At 67.6% G+C, this 22,539-nt stretch carries 21 protein-coding genes; 7 read left to right on the top strand and 14 right to left on the bottom strand.

Annotation, left to right across the window (positions count from 1 at the left end; translation table 11 throughout):
• Positions 1–8 precede the first annotated feature (8 nt).
• Complete coding sequence (locus AC3WLC_RS07475; RefSeq protein WP_493683302.1) at positions 9–848, bottom strand: helix-turn-helix domain-containing protein; 840 nt, start codon at positions 846–848, stop codon at positions 9–11.
• A gap of 153 nt (positions 849–1,001) precedes the next feature.
• On the opposite strand from AC3WLC_RS07475, the gene AC3WLC_RS07480 reads away from it, so the two are divergent.
• Both AC3WLC_RS07480 and AC3WLC_RS07485 read left to right on the top strand, forming a co-directional pair.
• Positions 1,002–2,258 (top strand): aromatic ring-hydroxylating oxygenase subunit alpha, encoded by a 1,257-nt coding sequence (locus AC3WLC_RS07480; protein WP_493683303.1) that lies wholly within the window; start codon positions 1,002–1,004, stop codon positions 2,256–2,258.
• Positions 2,259–2,303: 45 nt separating this feature from the next.
• Positions 2,304–3,842 carry an HAL/PAL/TAL family ammonia-lyase gene (locus tag AC3WLC_RS07485; RefSeq protein WP_493683304.1) on the top strand — a complete coding sequence of 513 codons (1,539 nt, stop codon included), beginning with the start codon at positions 2,304–2,306 and terminating at the stop codon, positions 3,840–3,842.
• Between the two features lie 113 nt (positions 3,843–3,955).
• On the opposite strand, the gene AC3WLC_RS07490 is transcribed toward AC3WLC_RS07485, so the two are convergent.
• Positions 3,956–5,041: a YeiH family protein gene (locus AC3WLC_RS07490; RefSeq protein WP_493683305.1), complete on the bottom strand. Its 1,086-nt coding sequence runs from the start codon at positions 5,039–5,041 to the stop codon at positions 3,956–3,958.
• A gap of 174 nt (positions 5,042–5,215) precedes the next feature.
• Here AC3WLC_RS07490 and AC3WLC_RS07495 point away from each other — a divergent pair, with 174 nt between their 5' ends.
• Entirely contained in the window at positions 5,216–6,103 is an 888-nt protein-coding gene (locus AC3WLC_RS07495; RefSeq protein ID WP_493683306.1) for a LysR family transcriptional regulator, read from the top strand.
• A 41-nt stretch (positions 6,104–6,144) separates the two neighbouring features.
• Here the strand turns inward: AC3WLC_RS07495 and AC3WLC_RS07500 are convergent, their stop codons facing one another.
• Positions 6,145–7,062: a LysR family transcriptional regulator gene (locus AC3WLC_RS07500; RefSeq protein WP_493683307.1), complete on the bottom strand. Its 918-nt coding sequence runs from the start codon at positions 7,060–7,062 to the stop codon at positions 6,145–6,147.
• A 148-nt stretch (positions 7,063–7,210) separates the two neighbouring features.
• Between AC3WLC_RS07500 and AC3WLC_RS07505 the strand changes: the two genes are divergently transcribed.
• From AC3WLC_RS07505 to AC3WLC_RS07520, 4 genes are all read left to right on the top strand, one after another.
• Positions 7,211–8,788 carry an ABC transporter substrate-binding protein gene (locus AC3WLC_RS07505; RefSeq protein WP_493683308.1) on the top strand — a complete coding sequence of 526 codons (1,578 nt, stop codon included), beginning with the start codon at positions 7,211–7,213 and terminating at the stop codon, positions 8,786–8,788.
• A gap of 66 nt (positions 8,789–8,854) precedes the next feature.
• Positions 8,855–9,808 carry an ABC transporter permease gene (locus AC3WLC_RS07510; RefSeq protein WP_493683309.1) on the top strand — a complete coding sequence of 318 codons (954 nt, stop codon included), beginning with the start codon at positions 8,855–8,857 and terminating at the stop codon, positions 9,806–9,808.
• Positions 9,805–10,659, top strand: a complete 855-nt coding sequence (locus tag AC3WLC_RS07515; protein ID WP_493683310.1) for an ABC transporter permease — start codon at positions 9,805–9,807, stop codon at positions 10,657–10,659. Before AC3WLC_RS07510 ends, AC3WLC_RS07515 begins: the two co-directional genes overlap by 4 nt.
• 52 nt (positions 10,660–10,711) lie before the next feature.
• Positions 10,712–11,383, top strand: a complete 672-nt coding sequence (locus tag AC3WLC_RS07520; protein ID WP_493683311.1) for a GDSL-type esterase/lipase family protein — start codon at positions 10,712–10,714, stop codon at positions 11,381–11,383.
• Between the two features lie 35 nt (positions 11,384–11,418).
• Here the strand turns inward: AC3WLC_RS07520 and AC3WLC_RS07525 are convergent, their stop codons facing one another.
• From AC3WLC_RS07525 to AC3WLC_RS07575, 11 genes are all read right to left on the bottom strand, one after another.
• Complete coding sequence (locus AC3WLC_RS07525; RefSeq protein WP_493683312.1) at positions 11,419–13,053, bottom strand: isochorismatase family protein; 1,635 nt, start codon at positions 13,051–13,053, stop codon at positions 11,419–11,421.
• A 154-nt stretch (positions 13,054–13,207) separates the two neighbouring features.
• Positions 13,208–14,056, bottom strand: a complete 849-nt coding sequence (locus tag AC3WLC_RS07530; RefSeq protein ID WP_291671714.1) for an N-acyl homoserine lactonase family protein — start codon at positions 14,054–14,056, stop codon at positions 13,208–13,210.
• Between the two features lie 19 nt (positions 14,057–14,075).
• Positions 14,076–14,957 (bottom strand): amidohydrolase family protein, encoded by an 882-nt coding sequence (locus tag AC3WLC_RS07535; RefSeq protein WP_493683313.1) that lies wholly within the window; start codon positions 14,955–14,957, stop codon positions 14,076–14,078.
• On the bottom strand, positions 14,954–16,069 hold the full coding sequence (locus tag AC3WLC_RS07540) for a vWA domain-containing protein (RefSeq protein ID WP_493683314.1): 1,116 nt from the start codon (positions 16,067–16,069) through the stop codon (positions 14,954–14,956). The genes AC3WLC_RS07535 and AC3WLC_RS07540 overlap by 4 nt, the downstream gene beginning before the upstream one ends.
• 310 nt (positions 16,070–16,379) lie before the next feature.
• Complete coding sequence (locus tag AC3WLC_RS07545; protein ID WP_493683315.1) at positions 16,380–17,264, bottom strand: AAA family ATPase; 885 nt, start codon at positions 17,262–17,264, stop codon at positions 16,380–16,382.
• Positions 17,265–17,268: 4 nt separating this feature from the next.
• Positions 17,269–18,462: a xanthine dehydrogenase family protein molybdopterin-binding subunit gene (locus AC3WLC_RS07550; protein WP_493683365.1), complete on the bottom strand. Its 1,194-nt coding sequence runs from the start codon at positions 18,460–18,462 to the stop codon at positions 17,269–17,271.
• A gap of 104 nt (positions 18,463–18,566) precedes the next feature.
• The gene (locus tag AC3WLC_RS07555; protein ID WP_493683316.1) at positions 18,567–20,315 is read right to left on the bottom strand and encodes a xanthine dehydrogenase family protein molybdopterin-binding subunit; all 1,749 of its coding nucleotides are present in this window, start codon (positions 20,313–20,315) and stop codon (positions 18,567–18,569) included.
• 10 nt (positions 20,316–20,325) lie between these two features.
• Positions 20,326–20,808: a (2Fe-2S)-binding protein gene (locus AC3WLC_RS07560; RefSeq protein ID WP_493683317.1), complete on the bottom strand. Its 483-nt coding sequence runs from the start codon at positions 20,806–20,808 to the stop codon at positions 20,326–20,328.
• Between the two features lie 11 nt (positions 20,809–20,819).
• Positions 20,820–21,641 (bottom strand): FAD binding domain-containing protein, encoded by an 822-nt coding sequence (locus AC3WLC_RS07565; RefSeq protein WP_493683318.1) that lies wholly within the window; start codon positions 21,639–21,641, stop codon positions 20,820–20,822.
• 1 nt (position 21,642) lies between these two features.
• Positions 21,643–22,095 (bottom strand): SRPBCC family protein, encoded by a 453-nt coding sequence (locus AC3WLC_RS07570; protein ID WP_493683319.1) that lies wholly within the window; start codon positions 22,093–22,095, stop codon positions 21,643–21,645.
• 2 nt (positions 22,096–22,097) lie between these two features.
• Positions 22,098–22,535 carry an SRPBCC family protein gene (locus AC3WLC_RS07575; RefSeq protein WP_091838493.1) on the bottom strand — a complete coding sequence of 146 codons (438 nt, stop codon included), beginning with the start codon at positions 22,533–22,535 and terminating at the stop codon, positions 22,098–22,100.
• Between the last annotated feature and the right edge of the window lie 4 nt (positions 22,536–22,539).

Here is a 22,539-nt window from a genome sequence, read left to right on the forward strand (position 1 = left end):
GCGCTGCTTCAGCCGAGCTCGCTCAGCACGTCGTCGAGCGTCTGCGCGATCTGGTGAGGCTGGACCACGGCGAGCTTGATCAGCTCGTCGAAGCGCTTGCTGAACAGCCGGACATAGTCGATGCCGTTCAGCACCAGATAGCTCGTGCCCAGGAAGAGCGTCACCCGCTTCGGCCCAAAGACGGTGAAGGGGTTCGAATAGGTCTCCGTCAGCGTATAGAAATACATGCGCAGGCTCGGGTAGAGCTCGGCATAGAGCTCGCCGAAATGCTCGAGCTGGCGGCGGCGGGCGGTCTTGTTCAGGCCCTCCCATTTGCCCTCGCCCTTGGCCATCGTCGTCAGTGCCTGGATGGAGGTGCAAACCTCCAGTTCGCTTTCCGGCCGGCGCATCAGCGCGAGGCGCGCGCCGAAGGAATGGCTGACATTGTTCAACGACGAGCCCTGATACTCGTAGCGCAGCACCTCCTCGGTCTTGAGGAAGTCCGGCAGGCTGTCCGGCACTGTCCGGACGCGATAACCCTCGACCTCGCGCAGCCAGCCGAGGAAGTGATCGTCGATGGGCGAGCGGGTATGGGTCTGGATCTGCATGATCGAGTCGATGATCTGCGTCCCGACCTCCTTGCGCGGCGTCAGCCCGAGCAGCCAGTCGACCGAGACCTGACAGGCCTTCGCCAGGGCGATGAGCGTGTCGGCGCGCGGCATGCGTGGCCCATCCGCCGAAAGCAATTGCGACAGGGTCGAGCGATCGATCTCGGCCATGCGGGCGAAGGCCGCCTGGTTCAGGCCCGAGCCGTCGATGAGGGATTGCAGGCGTTGCCGGAAGCCGGCTGCGGCGTCGGCGGCGTTCATGAAACCATCCGATCGTTCCGTTTCGTCTACAATTGTCCCTCGAAGCGGCAGACAAGGTTCGAATGCTAGCTTTGTCAACAAACATCACATGATGCGCCTTGGCCAGCCCGCTCCAGCGACCTTAACTCGATGGCGAAGCGGGGACCGAAGGCGATGACGCGCTGGAAAGCTGGCGAAAGGGTACAGGACCGGGCGAGCCGGGAGCGCATGGCGCATCTCCTGGTAGAGCGGGTGCCGCACACCTCGCTGCCGCGCCCGTTCTATGACGATCCCGACTTCTTCCGCCTGGACATGCAGGCGATCTTCGAAAGCCGCTGGGTCTTCGCCGGCCTCGCCTGCGAGATCGGCAAGCCCGGCGCGTTCTTCACCTTCGAGATCGGCGAGACCTCGGTCATCGTCTGCCGCGACCGGGAGATGGCGGTCCGCGCCTTCTTCAACAGCTGCCGGCATCGCGGCTCGATCGTGTTGGACCAGCCATGCGGGCGCAGGACCAGCTTCGTCTGCCCGTATCATCACTGGAGCTACGACCCGACCGGCCGGCTCCTGCGCGCACCCAATCTCGATCCGGCGGCGGACAAGGGCGAGCTCGGCCTGCGGCCGGTCCATGTCCGCGAGATCGCCGGGCTGATCTATGTCTGCCTCGCCGAGGAGGCTCCGGACATCGCGCCCTTCGCCGCAGCGCTCGGGCCAGCGGCTGCGCCGCACCGGCTCGGCGAGGGCAAGGTCGTCCACACGATCACGCTGCACGAGCAGGGCAACTGGAAGCTCGTGATGGAGAACGCCCGCGAGTGCGACCATTGCCAGGCCGGGCATCCCGAACTGATGAACACGCTCCTGATCTTCGACTTCGCCGATCCCTGGAGCGATCCCACTATCGCCGAATTCTGGCGGCGCTGCGAGGCGACCGGCCTGCCCAGTGTCACCAAAGACGGCGCCGATTTCCGCGTCGGGCGGATGCCGTTCAAGGCGGGCAACCTCTCGATCACCATGGACGGCAAGCCCGCGGTCTCCCGCCGTCTCGGCGACTGGCCGGAGCAGGACATCGGCTCGCTGCGCTTCACCCACTATCCCAGCATGTTCGGCCATATCCACGCCGACTACGCCATCATCGTGCAGATGCTGCCGAAATCGGCGGGCGAGACCATCGTCACCTGCAAATGGGTAGTGCATGCCGAGGCGGTCGAGGGCAGGGACTACAACCTCGAACGGCTCGTCGAGGTCTGGCGCGCCACCAACGACCAGGACCGGCAGCTGGTCGAGCGCAACCAGCGCGGCGTCCGTTCCGTCGGCTATCGTCCCGGCCCCTATGCCGAGGCCTCCGAGCACGGTGTCTGGACCTTCGTCGAATGGTATGCCCGGACGATGCAGGGCTTCGCCGGGGCCATCTCCCATCCTGCGGCTGCCGAATAACGCGGCCCGCACCATCCTCAGTCCGACGATCAAAAGGAAACCCGCATGAGCGTCATGCAACTGGGCGCGACGAGCGTCGGCCTCGGCACCATCCTCTCCATCGTCGATGAAGGGCATAGGATCGCCCTCGACCCGGCCGCCGTCGCGCGGGTCGCCGCGGCGCGGACCGTCGTCGATCGTTACATGCACCGCGACGAGCCGATCTACGGGCTCAATACCGGGCTCGGCGGCAATGTCGGCTACCGGATCCCGCCGGAGGAGATCGAAGCCTTCCAGGTCAAGATGGTGCGCGGCCGCTGTATCGGCGTGGGCGAGCCATTTCCGGAACGGGCCGGCCGCGCCATGCTGCTCAGCCGCATCGTCGGCATGGCGCAGGGCGGATCGGGCATCTCGCCGGCGGTGCTCGACCTTGCCGTCGCCATGTTCAATGCCGGCATCACGCCGGTCGTCCCCGGCCGCGGCTCGATCGGCGCCGGCGATCTTGGCCTGTGCGCCCATCTCGGTGCAGCCCTGATCGGGCTCGGCGAGGCCTATCTGAACGGGCGCCGGATGCCGGCGGCCGAGGCGCTGCGCGCCGCCGGTCTGGCGCCGGCCCGGCTCGGCCCCAAGGACGGCCTCGCGATCCTGAACGCCAGCGCGGTCAGCTGCGGCTATGGGGCGCTCGTCCTGGCGGAGCTCTCCGACCTCATGTCGGCTTCGATGGTCGTCGCGGCCCTCGCGGGCGAGGGCTACGCCGCCAATCCGCGCATCTTCGACGCGCGCCTCGCCGCCGCGCGGCCGGCGCGCGGTCAGGTCCAGGCGGCGGCGGCCTTCCGTGCGATACTGGGCGGCAGCTACCTGCACGACCCTAGCGCCGCCCGCTCGATCCAGGATGCGCTGTGCTTCCGCGTGCTCTCGCAGATCTACGGGCCGGCGCTCGCCAGCTTCGAGACCGCCGTCGCCAGCGTCGCGACGGAGGTCAATTCCGCCGCCGACAACCCGCTGGTCATGGCCGAGGACGACCTCATCCTGTCGACCGCCAATTTCCACACGCCGGACATCGCGCTCGCCTTCGACACGCTGGCGATCATCAACGTCCAGCTCGCGACGGCCTCGGCCTATCGCACGATCAAGCTGATGAACGCCCAGCTCTCCGGCCTGCCGAAATACCTCTCGCCGCTGGGCGGGGCTTCGAACGGCTACAACTCGATGCAGAAGACGGTGTCAGCCCTGCAAAGCGAGGTGAGGCTGAAGGCGACGCCGGCGAGCACGGATTCGATCCCGGTGTCCGAAACGGTGGAGGACCACGCGCCGCAGACGCTACTGACGATCCGCAAGCTCGAGGAGCAGATCCTGCCGCTGCGGCTGATCTTCGCCATCGAGGCGCTGGTCGCGGCGCAGGCGGTCGACATGCGCGGCAAGCCCCGGCTCGCCCAAGCGACCGGTGCGCTCTACGAGGCGATCCGCAAGGATATCCCGATGCTCCAGGACGATCGCGAGAACGGCCCGGATGCCGACCGCGTCGCGGCGATCCTGCGCGACGGGGCGCTGCTCGGCAGGCTGCGCGCTGGCCTTGGCGACAGCGCGCTCTTTTCGCTGGGTTAGAGCAGGATGCGAAAAAGCGGGAACCGGTTTTTCGCATCCTGCTCTAAACTATTAGAATCGATCACGTTTTATGATTTTGGATCGCCTCGATCCAAAATCATCGTGATCTGGTCTCAGGCCACCCCGAGCAGGCGGATCAGGCCGAGCGAGATCACTCCGAGCGCGAGCAGCGAGAGGACGACGGTGGCGGTGACGCGCGGGCCGGCCTGGGCGACGGAGCGGATGTCGACGCTAAGCCCGAGCGCCGCCATCGAGACGATCGTCAGCACGTTCGCGACGGTGGCGAGCGGCGGCAGCAGGATCGCCGGAATGAGCCCCGCCGAGCGGAATGCCGCCATCACCACGAAGCCGACGATGAACCAGGGCACGAGGCGATGCAGCCCGACCGGACGCGGCGCGGGACGCTCTGCCGCGACCTGCGCGTCGGTCTCCTCGCGCAGCCGGCTCGACAGCAGCGACAGCACGAGGATGACGGGCCCGAGCATCAGCACGCGCACCAGCTTGACCAGGGTTCCGATCTGGATCGCGGCGGCGCCCGCCGGCGCCGTGGCGGCGAGGACCTGGGGAACGGCATAGACCGTCAGGCCCGACAGGATGCCGAACTGGTGGACGCTGAGGCCCAGCGCCGGGATCAGCAGTGGCAGGCCGAGCACGACCACGACGCCGAGCACCGCGGTGAAGGCGATCGAGGCGGCGACGTCGTCGCCATCGGCGCCGATGACCGGGGCCGTGGCGGCGATCGCCGAGTTGCCGCAGATCGAATTGCCGCAGGCGACGAGGATCGCCATCCGCTTCGACAGTCCCAGCAGGCGGCCGATACCGTAGCTCAGGCCGATCGCGACGAAGACCACGGCGGCGATGCCGAGAAGGAGCGGTGCGCCGGTGGCGGCGACCGTGGCGGCACTCAGGGAGGCGCCGAGCAGCACGACGGCGATCTCCAGCAAGGTCTTCGCCGAGAACGCGATGCCCGGGCGCCAGCGGCTGTCGGGCTTCCAGAGGCTCCTGACCAGGGTGCCCAACAGGATCGCCAGGACGAGTGCTTCGAGCCAGGCGCGCTGGAAGAACCAGGCTTCGAGATGTTCGGCGCCGAGCGCCGCGACCGAAACGGCCAGGCACAGCAGCAGGCCCGGGCCGATGCGCTTGGCGCCCGAGGCTGCCCGGTCAACCAAACTCGTCCGATCTGGGCTTTCAAGTGTCATCACAGTACCCGGCCATTCGATGCGCCGGTTCTGAGCTATTTGGCTTAAGCAATCCAACGTGTTGTTTTTCTTGTTTCAATCGAAAAAATCGATCATTTTTGATGGCGACTCTTCGGGAGCGATCCTCGCGAGAGCATCCGGAAGCCGGGCCTGCCCAAGGACTCATCGACTCCCATGACGCTCGAACAGCTTCGCATCTTCGTCGCGGTCGCCGAGCGCGAGCATGTCACGCGCGCGGCTTCGGAGCTGAATCTGACGCAATCGGCGACGAGCGCAGCGATCGCGGCGCTCGAACATCGCCATGCGGTGAAGCTGTTCGATCGCGTCGGGCGCCGGATCGTGCTGACCGATGCGGGGCGCCTGTTCCTGAACGAGGCTCGCGCGATCCTCGCGCGCGCCGCGACGGGCGAGCAGGTCCTCTCGGACCTCGCCGGGTTGAAGCGCGGGCGGCTGTCCCTGGCGGCGAGCCAGACGGTCGGCAATTACTGGCTGCCGCGAAAGCTCGCGCTGTTTCGCACCCGGCATCCCGGGATCGAGACGCCGCTGGTGATCGGCAATACCGAGACGGTCGCGGCCTCCATCCATGACGGGCTTGCCGATATCGGCTTCGTCGAAGGCGAGATCGACGCTCCGCTGCTGGCACAGGAAATCATCGCAATGGACGAGCTGGCGATCGTCGTCGCGCCCGGTCATCCCTGGGCGGGGAGGAAGCGCGTCGATCCGGCGGAATTCGTCGAGAGTCCCTGGGTTCTGCGTGAGCCCGGTTCAGGGACGCGGCAAGCCCTCGAAGCGGTTCTCGCCGGCGCCGGGCGCTCGGTCGCGGACCTCGACGTCCTGCTGGAACTGCCCGCCAACGAAGCCGTGCGCACCGCCGTCGATGCGGGCTCCGCTGCCGCCCTGATGTCGAGGCTCGTCGTCGCCAACGCCTTGCGCTCGGGCCTGCTCGCCGAGGTCGCTGCGAAAATCCCCGCGCGCCGCTTCGTCATGCTGCGGCACAAGGAACGCTATGTTGGCCGGCCCGCGCAGGCCTTTCGCGCGCTTCTTGCCGATGAGGCCGCGTAGATCGTCCCGGCGCATGGGCTTCGCCAGGGCAGCGGATCAGGTCAAGTCCGGAGCTCGCCGTCGAACTGCCCGGCCTGGGTCGCATCTGCGACCGCGGATCTGATCACATCGGCCAGGCTCAGGACCGCGGGGCGGCTGCGTTTGACCTTCGAGACCGCGAGGTGGAAGTACAAGGTCAGCTCCGGCTCTGTCACGCGCCGCACGGCGAGCCTTGTGGGGGCGTCGCTGGAGAGAAGGCTGCGCGGCACGATCGCCGCCGCCCGCCCTTCCTCGATCATCGGCCGGACTGCCAGGAAGTCGTCGACCTCGGCATAGATCTTCAAGGGGATATCGTGCTCGCGGGCGCAGGCCTCGACGATGCGCCCGAGCGCGTTCTGCCGGCTGTGGACGAAGAGGGGGCCAGCGGCGGCCTGCGCAAAGGTGATGGTCGGCGGCACCGGCCCGTCGGCCCGCGCGACATGGAACAGGGGTGCGCGGGCCAATGTCTCGACGAGCGCGCCGGTGGCGGGGCGTTCAGAATTGAAGATGCCGATGTCGATCTCGTCGCGCGCCACCCATTCGGCGATGTGGAGGCTCGATCCGCCGCGGGCGTGCAGTTCGACTTCGGGAAAGCGCTGGGTGAAGGCCGAGATGATCGGCGTCGCCAGCGGGATGCTGATCGTGCCGGTCCAGGCGAGGCGGATCGAGCCGGCATAGCCGGGCCGTCTGCCGACCAGGGCCTGTTTCGCCGCGTCGAGCCCAGCGATGTGCGGGGCTATCGCGGCCTGGAACGCCGCACCGTCGCGCGTCAGCGAGACGCCTCTTCCATCGCGATGGAAGAGGCGGGTCGCGAGCTCCTCTTCCAGTTGCCGCAGGTCCCGGCTGAGGGCGGGTTGCGCCACGCCCAGATGCAGGGCGGCCTTCATCAGGCTGCCGGTTTCGGCGATCACCAGGAAGTTCTTCAGCTGCCGCAGCTTCACTCCGGTTATGCCTTCCGGATATAACAAATTGCTATATCTGAAACACAACTCCAGCCCTATGTGCAAGCGGCAAGCTTCGCTAGCTTCGGCCCTCAATGACGCGCCTGGCGAGCACCGGGCGGCACTCGAAAATGCCGGGAGGGGGTCGATGTTGAGAACCGTGATGGCGGCCGGGCTGGCCGGAGCGTTCTGCCTTGCGGCCGTCGCGCCGGCACAGGCCGAAACCGTCCTGAAGATCAAGAACACCGGCGACATCAAGCAGCTCGATGCGCTGTTCACCTCGGCCTATCCGGTCCGGGACATGGCCTATCTGATCTACGACACGCTGTTCTCGCTGGACGGCAACTATCGCGCCCAGCCGCAGATGGTCGAAAGCCACACGCTCTCCGACGACGGCAAGACCTATGTCTTCAAGCTGCGCCAGGGCCTGAGCTTCCATGACGGCAAGCCCGTCACGGCTGCGGACTGCGTTGCCTCGATCGAGCGCTGGATGAAGAAGGACAGCCTCGGGGCCGAGGTCGAGAAGCGTCTCGATGCGATCAAGGCGATCGATGCGACCTCGTTCGAGGTCCGGCTGAAGGAGCCCTTCGCCCGCCTGATCGACGGCTTCGCCCGCATGACCGCTTATCCGCTGTTCGTGATGCCGGAGCGGCTCGCCAGGACGCCCGCGACGACCGAGCTCAAGGAGTTCGTTGGCTCCGGCCCGTTCAAGCTCTTGCCGGACGAATGGGTTCCGGGCGTCAAGTTCGTCGTCGCCAGGCATGCGGGCTACAAGCCGCGCGGCGAGGCGCCGAGCGGTCTTGCCGGCGGCAAGACTGCCGGGGTCGATCGCATCGAACGCATCCAGTTCAGCGACGATCTCAGTGCGGTCAATGCACTGCTGGCCGGCGAGATCGACTATGTCGCCGAGGTGCCGGCCGAAATGCTGCCGGTGCTGGAGAAGGACAAGTCGATCCAGATCGCCAAGGCGCCCATCCTCGGCAAGAACTTCCAGGTGGTGATCAACCACACCCAGCCGCCGATGGACAACGTCAAGATCAGGCAGGCCCTGCAATACGCGATCAGCCAGTCGGATTCGATGCAAGCCGTGTTCGGCGGCCGCAAGGACCTCTACCAGCTCTGCCCGGCGCTGTTCATGTGCGGCAGCCCCTATGAGACCGATGTCGGCAGCGAGCGCTTCATGAAGCAGGACTTCGACAAGGCGAAAGCCCTGCTGAAGGAGGCCGGCTATGATGGGACGCCGATCGTCTATCTCCATCCGATGGATGCCAAGGTCCAACGCGACGTCGGCACGGTGATGGTGAATTCGATGCGCAAGGCCGGATTCGCCGTCGAGGACGTGCAGATGGACACCGCGACGATGTTCACGCGCCGGACCAACAAGAACCCGCCGAAGCAGGGCGGCTGGAACGTCTTCATCACCGGCTTTGCCGGCGATGCGCTGATGGATCCCTTGACCAACCCCTATGTCACCGGCGCCTGCGAGAAGGCCTTCGTCGGCTGGCCTTGCGACAAGCCCTTGCAGGAGCTCTGGCAGACATTCCTGCTGGCCTCCGACGATGCCGCGCGCAAGGCGATCGCGGTCGAGATGCAGGCGCGCTCGAACGAGATCGTCACCTATATTCCGCTCGGGCAGTTCAACGACCTCTCGGCCTGGCGCAAAAGCGTGTCGGGCTTCGTCCCGGGGGCGACTCTGACCTATTGGAACGTGCGCAAATCCGACTGATCCTGCCGCATCTCCGACACGGCGGGCCGGGACGAAGCGTCCGGCCCGTGCCTTCAAGGTCTGCTCATGGCGCGCTTTCTGTTCTCGCGGCTCCTGGCGACGCTGCCAGTCATGCTGACGGTCCTCATCGTCGTCTTCATGCTCCTGCATATCGGGCCGGGCGATCCGGCGGCGGCCATGGCGGGTGACAATGCCAGCGCCGAGCAGATCGCGCAGATCCGCCAGCGGCTGCATCTCGACCAGCCGCTGGTGGTGCAATTCCTGATCTATCTGCGCCAGCTGGCGCAGTTCGACCTCGGCGTGTCCGTCTATTCGGGCCGCCCGGTCGCGACGATGATCCTGCAGCGGGCCGAGCCGACCCTGATGCTGGCGCTGACCACGACGCTCCTGTCGGTCCTGGTCGCGGTGCCGGCCGGCGTGTTCGCGGCCCGGCGCCTCGGCCTGGTCACCGACTATCTCGTCATGGCGCTCTGCGTCGCCGGCTTCTCGATCCCGGTCTTCGTGATCGGCTATGCGCTGATGCAGGTGTTTGCGATCGAGCTGGGCTGGCTGCCGGTGCAGGGCTATCGGCCGCTGGCAAGCGGCCTCTGGAACAGCCTGCGCAGCCTGACGCTGCCGACGGTCGCGCTCACGCTGCTCTTCGCCGCGCTGGTCGCCCGGATCACGCGGGCGACGCTGCTCAACGTCCTGTCCGAGGACTATATCCGGACCGCGCGGGCCAAGGGCCTGCCCGAGCGCAAGGTGGTCGCGACGCATGCGCTGAAGAATATCGGCGTGCCCGTGGTGACCGTCGTCGGCACCTCCTTCGCGGCCCTGCTCGGCGGGGTCGTCGTCACCGAATCCGTCTTCAACCTGCCGGGGGTCGGGCGATTGACCGTCGATGCCATCCTGTCGCGCGACTATCCGGTGGTGCAGGGGGTGATGCTGGTCTTCGCCTTCGTCCTGGTCGTGGTGAACCTGCTCGTCGATCTCAGCTATGCGCTGTTCGACCCCCGCATCCGACAGGACATGCGCTCATGAGCGCGCAGCCGCAGATGGCCCGCGCTGGCCATTCCCTCAAGGCGTCGACGGTCGTGATCGGCCTGAGCTTCGCCATTGTCGCGCTGGTCGCGGCCTGCGCGATGCTGGCGCCGCCGATCCTCGGCTACAGCAGCGACCTCAACATGGGCGAGGCGCTGCAGCCGCCGGGCCCGGCCCACTGGTTCGGGACGGACAATCTCGGCCGCGACATCTTCGTGCGGACGCTGTCGGGCGCCAGGACCTCGCTCATGGTCGGGCTCGGCGTCTCCGTGCTGACATTGCTGGCAGGCGGCCTGATCGGGCTCGTCGCCGGCTATGTCCGGTTGGCCGACAGCGTGCTGATGCGCATCATGGACGGGCTGATGGCCATTCCCGGCGTGCTGCTGGCGATCGCGCTCGCCTCGCTGCTCGGCGGCGGGCTTGCGACCGTGATGATCGCGATCAGCGTGCCGGAGATCCCGCGGACGGCGCGGCTGATGCGCGGCGTGGTGCTCAGTCTGCGCGAGATGCCCTATGTCGACGCGGCGATCGCGATCGGATCGAGCACGCCGCGCGTCCTCATCCGGCATATCCTGCCGAACGCAACGGAAGCGCTCGTGGTCCAGGCGACCTTCGTCTGCGCTTCGGCGATCCTCGCCGAAGCCATCCTCAGCTTCATCGGCGTCGGCATCTCGCCGGACCTGCCGAGCTGGGGCAACGTCATGGCCGGCGGCCGCCAGTTCTTCCGCGTCGCACCCTGGATCATCGCCTTTCCCGGCCTGTTCCTGTCGCTGCTGGTGATCGCGATCAACGTGCTCGGTGACGCCCTGCGCGAGCGCATCGATCCGCGTCTTTCCGGGCGGAGGGCGTGATGTCGTTCCGGCCCGGCCACCGCCCGCATTCCCTGCTCATGAGGCCCGTTCCGTGAACCGGCATCCTTCGATCGCTCCCGCCGCCACGCTGACCCTTCCGGCAGAATGGACCACCACGCGCTATGACGATGACGTGCTCGCGGTTCGCGGCCAGATTCTGCGCCGGCGCTTCGCCGGCAAGCCGGTCGTCTTCTTCGGCTCGTCCTCCTTCCGCTATTGGGACCGGATGGCCGAGGATTTCGGTTCGCTGGAGGTCGCCAATCTCGGTTTCGGCGGCGGCACGGCCGAGAGCGGCCTGCGCTATTGCGACGCTCTGCTCGATCTCGTCGAGCCCGGGCGGATCGTGCTCTATTTCGGCGAGAACGACATCGCCAATGACGGGCTCGACGCCGGCGCGGCCTTCGAGGCGCTGGAGCGGCTGACGCAGCGGCTGCGGGAGAAGTTCGGCCCCGTCCCGATCCACCGCCTCTCGATCAAGCATAGCCCCGGACGCTGGCTCCATGCCGGCGAGTTCGATGCTTTCAACGCGATGCTCAGGGACAGCCATGCGGGCGACCAGGCCGGCGGCTATGTCGATGTCGGCAGCTGCCTGATTGGGCTGAACGGCCGGCCGATGGGCCGCTATTACGAGCCCGACGGCGTGCATCTGAATGTGGCGGGCTATGCGCTTTGGGCCGGCGTGCTCGCCGGTGTTCTCGGGTTTTCGACGGGCGCGGCGAGGTGAGGTGAGCTGTCGCGACATGTCCGGCAGCGATGCCGCTATACTCCGGCGTCCGTCGCGGCGATGACGGCGTCGACATCGGTCACGACGCAGACGTTCTGCAGCGCGTAGTTGACTGAGGCCGTGTGCCATTCGGCGTTCATGGTCGAGCAGGCATCCTCCGGTACCAGCATGAAATAGCCCTTGTCGGCGCCGGTGCGGGCAGTGTGCTCGATCGACATGTTGGTCCAGGCGCCGGTGACGATGACGATGTCGCGGCCAAGCGCCCTCAGCACCGTCTCCAGCCGCGTGCCCTCCCAGGCACTCATGCGCTGCTTCTCGACGATGTGGTCACCGCCCTGTGCCTCAAGGCCCGGCACTGGTGCTGAGCCCCAGGTGCCGCGCACCAGCGCCTTGGCGTCGGCCAGGCCTTCGAACAGCGGGGCGTTCATGGTGACGCCGGGTGCGCCGGCTTCGACGATGAACCAGACATGGATCACCGGGATGCCGCGCGCCCGCGCCGCCTGCGCCAGTCGGGCGCCGTTGGCGATCGCGTTCTGCTGCCGGCAATGTTCCGGCGAGCCGGAAGAGGCGAAGGCGCCGCCTTCCATGACGACGTCGTTCTGCATGTCCTGGATGAGCAGGGCGCAGCGCGACGGATCGAGCCGGTAGCCGGCGGAGGCCTTCTTCGTGCTGTTCGCGGAAACGGTCGCTGTAGAACCGGCATCAGCGGCAAGTCGCTCTGTCGCGTCCCCTCCATGGCTCGAACGCCCGGCGTTGGCATTGCCCGCCTTCATATAGGGTTCGATACGCGGCCCGACCTTGGTCTCGACCGCATAGAGCGAATGGCTCGCGGTGAGGAAGAGCGTGCGCCAGTCGGGTCCGCCCCAGGTCAGGTTGCCGACGAGTTCCGGCACACGCAGCTTGCCGATCAGCTCGCCCTTGATCGAATAGACCCAGACGCCGCCGGGGCCGGTGACCCAGATATTGCCCCGCGCATCGCATTTCATCCCGTCGGGGACGCCGGGTTCGGAGCCGACGATGCCGGAGGCGAAGATGCGGCCGGAGCCGAGCCGGCCGTCCGGCTTGATCTCGAAGACGCGGATGTTGTGCTGGACGGTGTCGTTGACGAAGAGCCGGTCTTCCGTCGGGCAGAAGCAGAGCCCGTTCGGCTGGTCGAAGAGATAGCGGTCGACCAGGAGCTGCGGCGCTCCGCCCTCCGGGGGAATGCGATAGACCCCCTGAAAGCCGAGTTGCCGCGGCCGTTCGACGCCGAAGACCGGCATGCGGCCATACCAGGGATCGGAGAAATAGATCGACCCGTCCGACTTCACGACCACGTCGTTCGGGCTGTTGAGTTCCATCCCCTCGAAATGCGAGGCGATGACCTCGCGCTGCCCATCCGGCCGCTCGCGCATCAGCGAGGAGGTCGCGTGCTCGCAGATGATCAGGTCGAGCGCGGCATCATAGGTCATGCCGTTGCATTTGTTCGCCGGCCGCCTGACCTCGCGCACGCCATTCTTGTCCCAGCGGCGGCGGACATCGCCCGGCATGTCCGAGAACAGCAGATGCTGCTCGGCGGGATGCCAGATCGGGCCCTCCGAGAATTCGAAGCCGGTGCCGAGCTGGCGCACCGGCGCCCAGAGGTCGATCAGGTCGGCGAAGCCGGGCTGGACGGCGATGTGGGTGGTCATGCGGGTACCATGGCGATCGAAGCATGAGTGACGGTCGCGCACCCCGTCATTGCGAGGAGCGTCAGCGACGAAGCAATCCAGGGGGACGTAGAGCGCTGCCGCCCCTGGATTGCTTCGCTACGCTCGCAATGACGACGGTGCAGCGCGGCATCCATCACGCCGCGAACCAGTTGCGCGCCGGCAGCGACTGCACGACCGGGCCGGGCACCGCCATGTCCATGCGGCCGACGACCTGGCCATGGGCGATCTTGGCCGGCTTGTCGTGCACCGGCAGCAGGAAGGCGCCGTTGGCTAGCAGCTTCTTGATCGCCGCCTTCTCCTCGCGCTTGGAGACGCCGTGATTGCCGGTGGTGCGCGGCTCGTTGGCGTGGAGCTCGTGGAAGGGCGAGACGATCTGATCGTTGAAGTCGTAGATCACGTCGCCGCAGATGATGGCGCGGCCCTCATTGGTGTCGACATGGACGTTCATCGAGCCCTCGGTATGGGCGCCGGCGGCTTCGAGGTAGCAGCCGGGGAAGAGCTCGATCATCCCGGATAGTTCGAGATCCTCGAAACGCAGCGCATCGCGCGTGTGCAGGCGATCGATCAGGTGCTTGATGTCGGGCGCCGGGTATTGCGGGTGCATCAGCCCGGAGACGGAGTATTCAAGCTCGCGCCGGTTGACGAGCACCGTGGTGTTCATCGGAAAGAGCTCGTCCTTGCCGGCATGGTCGATATGGAGATGGGTGTGCATGACATAGCGCACATCGCCCATGCGCACGCCGTGCCTGGCGAGCTGGTTCTCGATCATGTTCTCATGGAACTGGAGGCCGCGCATGCCGAGGCTCTCCATGATCTGGTTGTGGCGGTAGCCGGTATCGACCACCACCGGCCAGGGACCGCCGAGGATCAGGAAGCCATAGGTCGGCACGCGGCGGGTGCGGCCACAATCGCGGCCGAGCACGAGGAAGCTCGATTCCAGCTCGATATCGCCATAGTCGAGGATCTTGATTTCGAGGGCCATGAACGTCCTCCCCTTTTGATTATTGGCCGAGGCGGTAGACCCGCCTCGCGGTATCGTTGAACACGGCCGCCTGCGCCGCTTGCGGCACCGCGGCGCGATGCGCGGCGATCAGCTCGGCGTAGCTCGTCCAGAGCTTCTCGATCGGGAAATTGGAGCCGAACAGGCAGCGCTCCGGTCCGAACAGGGCAAGCGTCTCGCCGATGATGGAGGCGATCGTCTCGGGATCGTTCCGGCGCAGGAAGGTGCCGAGGCCGGAGAGCTTGCTGGTGATGTTGGGCTGGGCTGCGAGCAGCGTCATGCCCGCGCGCCAGGCGGCGAGACCCTCCGGTGAGAGGTCTTCCAGCATGCCGGCATGCTGGAGCACGAAGGTGACTTTCGGGCAGGCGGCGGCGAGCTCGGCCGCGCCCGCCATCTGGCTGGCGAAGACCTGGAGGTCGAAGCTGAAGCCGTATTCCGCCAGCCGCCCGATATTGGCGATCACCCTGGGATCGCGTGCGAGATCCGGGCCACTGGCGAAGCGGTAGAGCGTGTTCTCGTGCCAGTGCAATTGCATGCGCACGCCACGTACCCGGGCATTGCGCGCGAGCTGGTCGAGCTGCGGGCGAACATCCCCCGCCAGCATGTCGGCGTAGGCGACGATGGCGATCGGGAAGCCGGTTTCGTCAGAGGCCTGCGAGACGTAAGTCACCTCGTCGAGAAAGCGGTCGGTCGCCCAGTTGGCCTGGACATAGACGGCCTCGGTCACGCCGGCCGGTCGGCAATCCCCGAGATATTCCGCGATCGGATAGTCGCGCCGGATCGGCTCATAGGGGCCGAAGATGCGCGGCTGCATCGGTCCGAGCAGCCAGGGCAGATCGGCCTGCCGCCAGATGTGGAAATGGGAATCGACGAGACCGGTCATGCCGCCAGCGAGCCTCCGAGTGACAGGATGTGCCGGCAGATCCGCGCCGTGCTGCCGCCGTCCGAGAGGCTGGCGAGGCGCGGCGCGATCAGCCGGAGCGCTTCGGTTTCGGGCCGATAGCCGGGGTCGGCGGCGAGCGGCGTCAGCCAGTCGATGCGATGGGCGCGCTGCGCCAGCCTTGCGACCGCTGTGACAAGCGCCGAGGGATCGCCGCGTTCGAGACCGTCCGAGAGCACGACCACGACGGCGCCGCGCGCGTAGGAGGCGAAGCGCGGCACGGCGAGGAAGGCCTGCAGCGCATCGCCGATGCGCGTGCCGCCATCCCAGTCGGCGACGAGGCCGGAGGCTTCGGCCAGCGCTTGCTCGCGGCGCTTGCGCCGGAGCGCCCGCGTCACGCGGGTCAGCCGTGTGCCGAAGGTGAAGACCTCGACCTGCCGGGTTGCGTGGATGATCGTATGCGCCAGCGCGAGATTGGCGTCGCTGCGCTGCTTCATCGAGCCGGAGACGTCGATCAGGAGCAGGATCGGCCGCGGCCGTGTCACGCGCCTCAGCCGCTTCAGGCTCATCACCTCGCCATCATGGCGGATCGCATCCTTGAGGCTGCGGGCGAGGTCGACCATCGGCCCGCGCCGAGCTGCCCGGTGGCGATAGCCGCGGCGGCGGGGCAAGGCGGCCGGCAGCGCCCGGCCGAAGCGGCGCAAGGTCTCGCTGTCGTCGAGCGTCTTCAGCTGGCGGATCGAGAGAGCCTCGGCCCCGGTCGCGGCCTGGCCGGTCTCGTTGGCCTCCTCGCCGATCAGCACCTCGCGCGAGCCGGTATCCTCCTGGACCGAGATGTCCTCGTCCGGCGCGAAATCATCATCGCCGGGCTCGGCGAGCGCCCCGCCGAGGAAATGCATGTCGAACAAGGCGTCGAAGCGCTCGCGCTGCTCGGGATGGGGGCTAAGCGTTGCGAGCGCGGACTTGCGGATATCGGCGATGCTGCGCGGGCCGAGCAGTTCGACCGCCATCAGGAAGCTGGTCGTCTGCTCGGGCGCGACGGCGATGCCGTGCTCACGCAGCAGCGCCGGGAAGGCGACGAAGAGCCGGGCGGCAGGAGGCAACGGCGTGATCATGAGGCGCGCCTCCCTTCTCCCCTTGCGAAAGGCAAAGAGGCACGGGGAACCCCTCCCCCTTGTGGGGAGGGGCAGGGGTGGGGGGCGTAGAGTCGAAACGAATTCGCCGGGAGTTGGAATAGTCCGCTCTTACGAGCGGCCTTGTACCCAGTCGTTCGCCCCCCATCCCTAGCCCTTCCCCACAAGGGGGAAGGGGACGCGCTTGCGCTCTCCGTCATTGCGAGGAGCGAAGCGACGAAGCAATCCAGGGGGACGTCGAGCACTGCCGCCCCTGGATTGCTTCGCTGCGCTCGCAATGAAGTCGAGACGATCATGCCGCCAGCCCCGGGATGAACAGCGGCAGGCGTGGTCGCAAGTGAGCGAGGTCTTCCTCGTCCTTGATCGCGGCGCCGAGCGAGCGGCGGAAGGCTTCCGGCCAGGGTGCGCCGCTCAGGGCGAGCGCCGTCGCCGCCTCGGCCCAGTCGACCGCTTCGGCGACCCCCGGCGGCTTGGCGAGCGGCTCCTGCCGCAAGAGCCCGACGGCATGAACGACGGCGCGCGCAGTGCTCTCGGCGACGGCCGAGGAGCGCAGCATGATGATCTGCGCCTCCCGCTCCGGCTCGGGATAGGCGATGTAGTGGTAGACGCAGCGGCGGCGCAGCGCCTCGTGCAATTCGCGCGTGCGGTTCGAGGTCAGGATCACGACCGGCCTCTCGGGCGCGCGCAGCGTGCCGCGTTCGGGGATCGAGATCGAGAAATCCGAGAGGAATTCGAGCAGGAAGGCCTCGAACTCGTGGTCGGAACGGTCGATCTCGTCGATCAGCAGCACGACCTGGTCCGGCCGCCGCAGCGCCGTCAGCATCGGCCGCTCGATCAGGAAGTCGTCGCGGTAGATGTCGAGCTGCTCGCCCTCCTTGGCCTGGCGGATGGCGAGCATCTGGCGCGGATAGTTCCACTCGTAGAGCGCGGCGGCCGCGTCGATGCCTTCGAAACATTGCAGGCGGATGAGCTGGCGCCCGAGGATGCCGGCGAGCGCTTTCGCGGCCTCGGTCTTGCCGACGCCGGGGGCGCCCTCCAGCAGCAGCGGCTTACCGAGCGCGAGCGAGAGGTAGCCGGCCGTGGCGATGCCGTCATCGGCGAGATACATCGCCGCCTGCAGGGCCTCTGCGAGGTCCTCCGGGCTGGAGATGCCGGCGACGGTCGTCCTCAGCGCCATCAGGTCACCGCCAGTTCACCGGGCCGCCGCGGCGTGGGCCGGGCTTGACGCCGCCATTGGCCTTGATCCCGCGCAGGATCTTCTCGGGCGTGATCGGCAACTCGTCGACCCTGACGCCGACGGCGTTGTAGACGGCGTTGGCGACCGCTGGCAGCACCGGATTGGCGCACATCTCGCCCGGGCCCTTGCCGCCGAACGGGCCGTCCGGCGCCGGTCGCTCCAACACCGTGACGTGATAGGGCGCGATGTCGCCCGGCCCCGGCATCAAATACTCGTTGAAGTCGCGCGGGCCGTGCTCGGGGCTGGGGTAGTAGGGCTCCGGCGTCTCGTAGAGCGCGTGGCTGATCCCCATCCAGGCACCGCCGACCAGTTGCTGCTCGACCATGCGTGGATTGATGACGCGGCCGAGTTCATAGGCGCTGGTCATGCGGAGCACCTCGACCTCGCCGGTCTCGTCATCGACCGAGACGTCGGCGACGAGGCAGGCATGGGCGAAGGCGGTGTTCGGATTCATCTCGCCGGTCTCTGCATCGACGGCCGAGAGCGGGATCAGGAAGATGCCGCGCCCGGCGATGGTCTTGCCCTGCTTGAACTGCGCCGCCTGCGCCGTCGCCTTGACCGTGATGCTGCGCGAGGGGGCGCCGCGGACATGGATGTTGCCGCGCCCGTCGGTGACGAGGTCGGCGGCGTTGACCTCGAGCTCCTCCGCCGCGGCTTCGAGCAGAACGCCGCGCGCCTCGCGGGCGGCGACGATGATGGCATTGCCCATGCGGTGCGTGCCGCGCGAGGCGAAGGAGCCCATGTCGTGCGGGCCGGTGTCGCTGTCGGCGGTGTCGACATAGACGTCCTCGACGGGCACGCCGAGCGTCTCGGCCGCGATCTGGCGCGAGACCTGCTTCATGCCCTGGCCGAGATCGATCGCCGAGAGCGCGACGGTGAACTTGCCGTCCGGGTTGGAATGGATCAGCGCCTGGCTCGGATCGCCGCCGAGGTTCATGCCGATCGGATAATTGACCGAGGCCATGCCGCGGCCTTCGTGACGGGCCATTTCAGCGCTCCTTCCCTGCGCAGCGTGAAAGCCGCAGTGATGGCAAGGCGAACCGCTTCTCCTCCACCTTGTGGGGAGGAGAGAGGGGTGGGGGTCGGCGGGCAGGGGCGACAGATGAGGAGGTTCGAGAGCCGCTCCTGCCGGCGCCATCTCCTGTGGCCGCTCGCCGAGCGGAACCACCCCCACCCCTATCCCCTCCCCACAAGGGGGAGGGGAAGGGCCTGCTTCGAGCCGCGTCGTTGATCGCCGGCATCTCAGCGCCTCCTCGTGCCGAAGACCGACGAGAACCGCACCGCGCCGTGCTGCGGTTGAGCCGGTGCGGCCGGCGATGCCGGGGCAGGGTGAGCGGGAGGTGGCGAATACGAACTGGCCGGCTGATAGGGCGGTGGCGCAGGCTGGTAGGCCGGAGGCAGTGGCGCTGCCGGTCGTGGCGGCTCGTAGCGCGGCACCTGCGTCGGCGCGGCGCGGCCGTCGCGGGCGCCTTCCATCACCGGCTGCTTGCTCGGCGCGATCCGGCTCGTGCCGGCCGGCAGGACTTGCGTCACCGGCCCGCTGCGCGTATCGGGCCGGCCGATCTGGCCGCGCGCGTCGAGCTGGGTCGCCGGGATTTGCGCGCGCTCGCCGGCGCCGCCGCCGATCAGCGACGATGCCCGCTTCGCCTGCTCCGATAGCGGCCAGTTCGCCTTCTCGGCCGCGACCTGCACGCATTCGACCAGCGCCGTGTTCTTGGCCGCGCGCCGATGCGGTTTCATGTCGCCATCGCGATAGGCGTTTAGGATGCGCAGCTCCATCGGATCCATGTTCGCGGCTTCGGCGAGGCGGTCCATCTGGACCTCGAGCGCAAAGTCGACAGCGGTGACGCCGAAGCCGCGCATCGCGGTGGACGGGCAGCGATTGGTGTAGGCGACATAGATGTCGGAGGTGACGTTGGGGATCCAGTACGGCCCCGGCACATGCGCCGTGCATTTGATTGCGGCGTAGCTCGACAGGCGCGTATAGGCGCCGGCGTCGAAATAGCTGCGGATATGGCGGGCGACGATGCGCCCGTCGCGCATCAGCCCGTCCTTGATGTAGATGCGCTCGGCCCCGCGCGGCGAGCCGTAGAGCATCTCCTCCTCGCGATCGAGGACGAAGCGCACCGGCCGGCCGGTCAGCATCGCGCCGAGCACGGCCAGCGGCTCGGTCAGCGAGTCGACCTTGCCACCGAAGCCACCGCCGACCGTGCCGCCGATGAAATGCAGCTGGTTCGACTCGACATTGACGATCTTGGCGGTGGTGCCCAGCGCGAAGAACAGGCCTTGCGCGCAGGAATGCACGAGATAGCGGCCGTTCTGCTCGGGCGCGGCGATCGAGCCGTTGGTCTCGGTCGGCGCGTGCTCGATCGGCGACATCTGGTAGCGATGCTCCATCACGATGTCGGCGCTGGCGAAGCCACGCTCGACATCGCCGAAGCGCAGCTTCTGGTGGTCGAAGCGCTCGTGATATTCGAAGTAGTTGCCGGGATAGGTCTCGTTGACCACCGGCGCGCCGGCTTTCAGGGTCTCCTCGACGTCGAACACCGCCGGCAGCGGGTCGTAGTCGACGCGCACCAGCTTGCGCGCCGCCTGCGCCTGCGCCTCGCTGTCGGCGAGGATGGCGACGACCGGCTCGCCCTTGTAGCTGACCTTGCTCACCGCCAGCGACGGCTCGTCGTCCTTGCCGAAATTGATCAGGCTGAGCAGCGTGTTCTTGTTCACGGGCACATCGGCGCCGCGCAGCACACGCTTGACGCCTGGCGCCCGCTCGGCCGCCGAGATGTCGATCGAACGGATGCGGGCATGGTGATGCGGGCTGCGCACGACCTTGAGATGCAACATGCCGTCGAAGGCGTGGTCGTCGAAGAAGCGGGTGCGTGCCGTGACATGGCCGGGCATGTCCTGGCGCTGCACGCCCTTGCCGATGACGTTGAGATTGTCGTCGCGCTCGTCGGCGAAGAGGTCCTTGCGCATCTCCATCGTTGCCATGGCGACCTCCTCAGGCTCGGCGCGCGCCGGGCGCATTCGCCGCGGCGAGGATGGCGGCGATGATCGGCTCGTAGCCGGTGCAGCGGCAGATATTGCCGCTGATCGCCTCGACGACCTCCTCGCGGCTCGGTTGCGGGTTCTTGGCCAGCAGCGCCCGCGCCGCGGTCAGCATGCCCGGCGTGCAGAAGCCGCATTGGGCGGCGAAATGGTCCATGAAGGCGTCCTGCAGCGGGTGCAGGTTCGGGCCATCGGCCATGCCGGAGGTGGTCTCGATCTGGCGCCCCTCGCAGGACACCGCGAGTGTCAGGCAGGCGAGCTGCGGCTCGCCGTCGACCAGCACGGTGCAGACGCCGCAGGTGCCCTGGCCGCAGCCATATTTGGGGCCGAAATCGCCGAGCCCGCGCCGGAGCGTGTCGAGCAGATTGCTCGCCGGATCGACGAAGGTGGCGCGATCGCTGCCGTTGAGGCGGAACTGGACCGGGAGCTTGGCCATGGCGCGCCTCCTCAGCGGGGTTCGCCGGCGAGCAGCCGGCCGAGATGGACGGGGAGGATCTCGCGCCGGTACCACTCGCTGGCGATCGCATCGGTCGCCGGGCGGCAGCCTTCGAGCGCGGCCTGCTTCGCCATCTGGATCGCGCTCTGGTCGAGCGGCTTGCCATCGAGCGCCCTTTCGACGCCGCGAGCCCGGATCGGGGTCGGGGCCATCGCGCCATAGGCGACGCGCGGCTGCATTATGCGGCCGCCCGAGAGCGGTAGATGCGCCGCGATCGAGAGCACGGAGATGCCCTTCGGCTTGACCCGGGCAATCTTGCGGAACTGGAACTCGGCCGGGTTCTGCGGCCGCGCGAACTGCACTGCCGTGACCAGCCCCTGGCCGCCGCGCTCGCGGGCGCTGAGGAAATCCTCCAGCGGCACCGCCCGGCCCGAGCCATAGCCGGATTGCAGCACGATCTGCGCATCGAGCGCCAGCAGCGCCACGGTGAAATCGCCATAGGGCGTGCCAGCGAAGAGATTGCCGCCGATCGTCGCCATCGTTCGGACCGCAGGCCCGCCGATGGCCCGCGCCGCGGCGTGCAGGACAGCGAGGTCGCGATTGGCCAGCACCATTGCCATGGTCACGCCGACGCCGAGCTCGACGCGGGCGCCGCTGGTGCTGATCTGCCGCAAGGCCGGATCGGTGACGCGCACCAGCGTGCCCTCGGTTAGCCGGCCCTCGTTGACCTCACGCATCACCAGTGTGCCACCGCCGATCAGCAGCGCCTGACGGTCGCCGGAGAGGATGCCGGCGGCTTCCGACAGGCTGGCGCAGGTTCTCAGGTCGAGCATGTCAGGCCTCCTCGCCGACGATCGCGGGCAGGCGGCGCACCGCCTCGATGCCGTTGGTGTAGACCTCGTCACCGACCAGCCGGGCGAGTTCGGCTTCCCGCCCGGGCGGCGTGGTGAAGCGGCTTTCCCAGTGCCAGAAGCTGCGATTGCCGTCGGTCACGGGCAGCAGCCGGACATGGGCGACGTAGTTGAACAGCGGGATCGGCGTATCGAGCAGGCAGTAGCTGAAGGTCATCTCGAGATCGGAGAGCGTCAGCAGCTGCTCGCGCAATTCGCTGCCGTCGCGCAGCAGGAAGCGCCTGATGCAGCCGACACGGTCCGGCGGATAGGCGCGCTCGATCTCGCTCCTCGCCACGATCGGGTGCCAGCGGTCATGCCCGTTGAAGTCGCGCAGGACCGACCAGAGCCGGTCCACCGGCGCATCGATGATCGTGCTGCGGACCACATGGGGCATGGCTATCCCCCAAAGGCGCGCTTGAGGGCGTCGAAGCCGCCCTGGAAGACATTGGTGCCGATGCCGGCGACGAGCTCGGCCTCCTTGTCCGGCGCGCAGTCGAAATCGGCCGACCATTCGATGAAGGTGCGCTCCTGGTCGGTGATCGGCGTCAGCCTGAGCGTCGCGACGTAATTGGTCAGCGGCATCGGCGAATCCAGGATCGAATAGGTGCAGAACATGTCGTAGTCAGAGAGGCCGAGCAGCTGCTCGCGCAAACGGTCGCCGCTGCGCAGCGAAAAGGCGCGGATGCAGCCGACCTTGTCCGCCGGCTCGCCGTTCTCGATCCGGCTCTCGGCAATGCGCGGATGCCAGTTCGGCAGGCCGTTGAAGTCGCGCACCCGGGCCCAGACCTTGGCGGCCGGGGCGGCGATGACGCTGGAGACGTAAACGCGGGCCATCGCT

The sequence above is a fragment of the Allobosea sp. GW821-FHT03A12 genome (genome assembly GCF_058986765.1).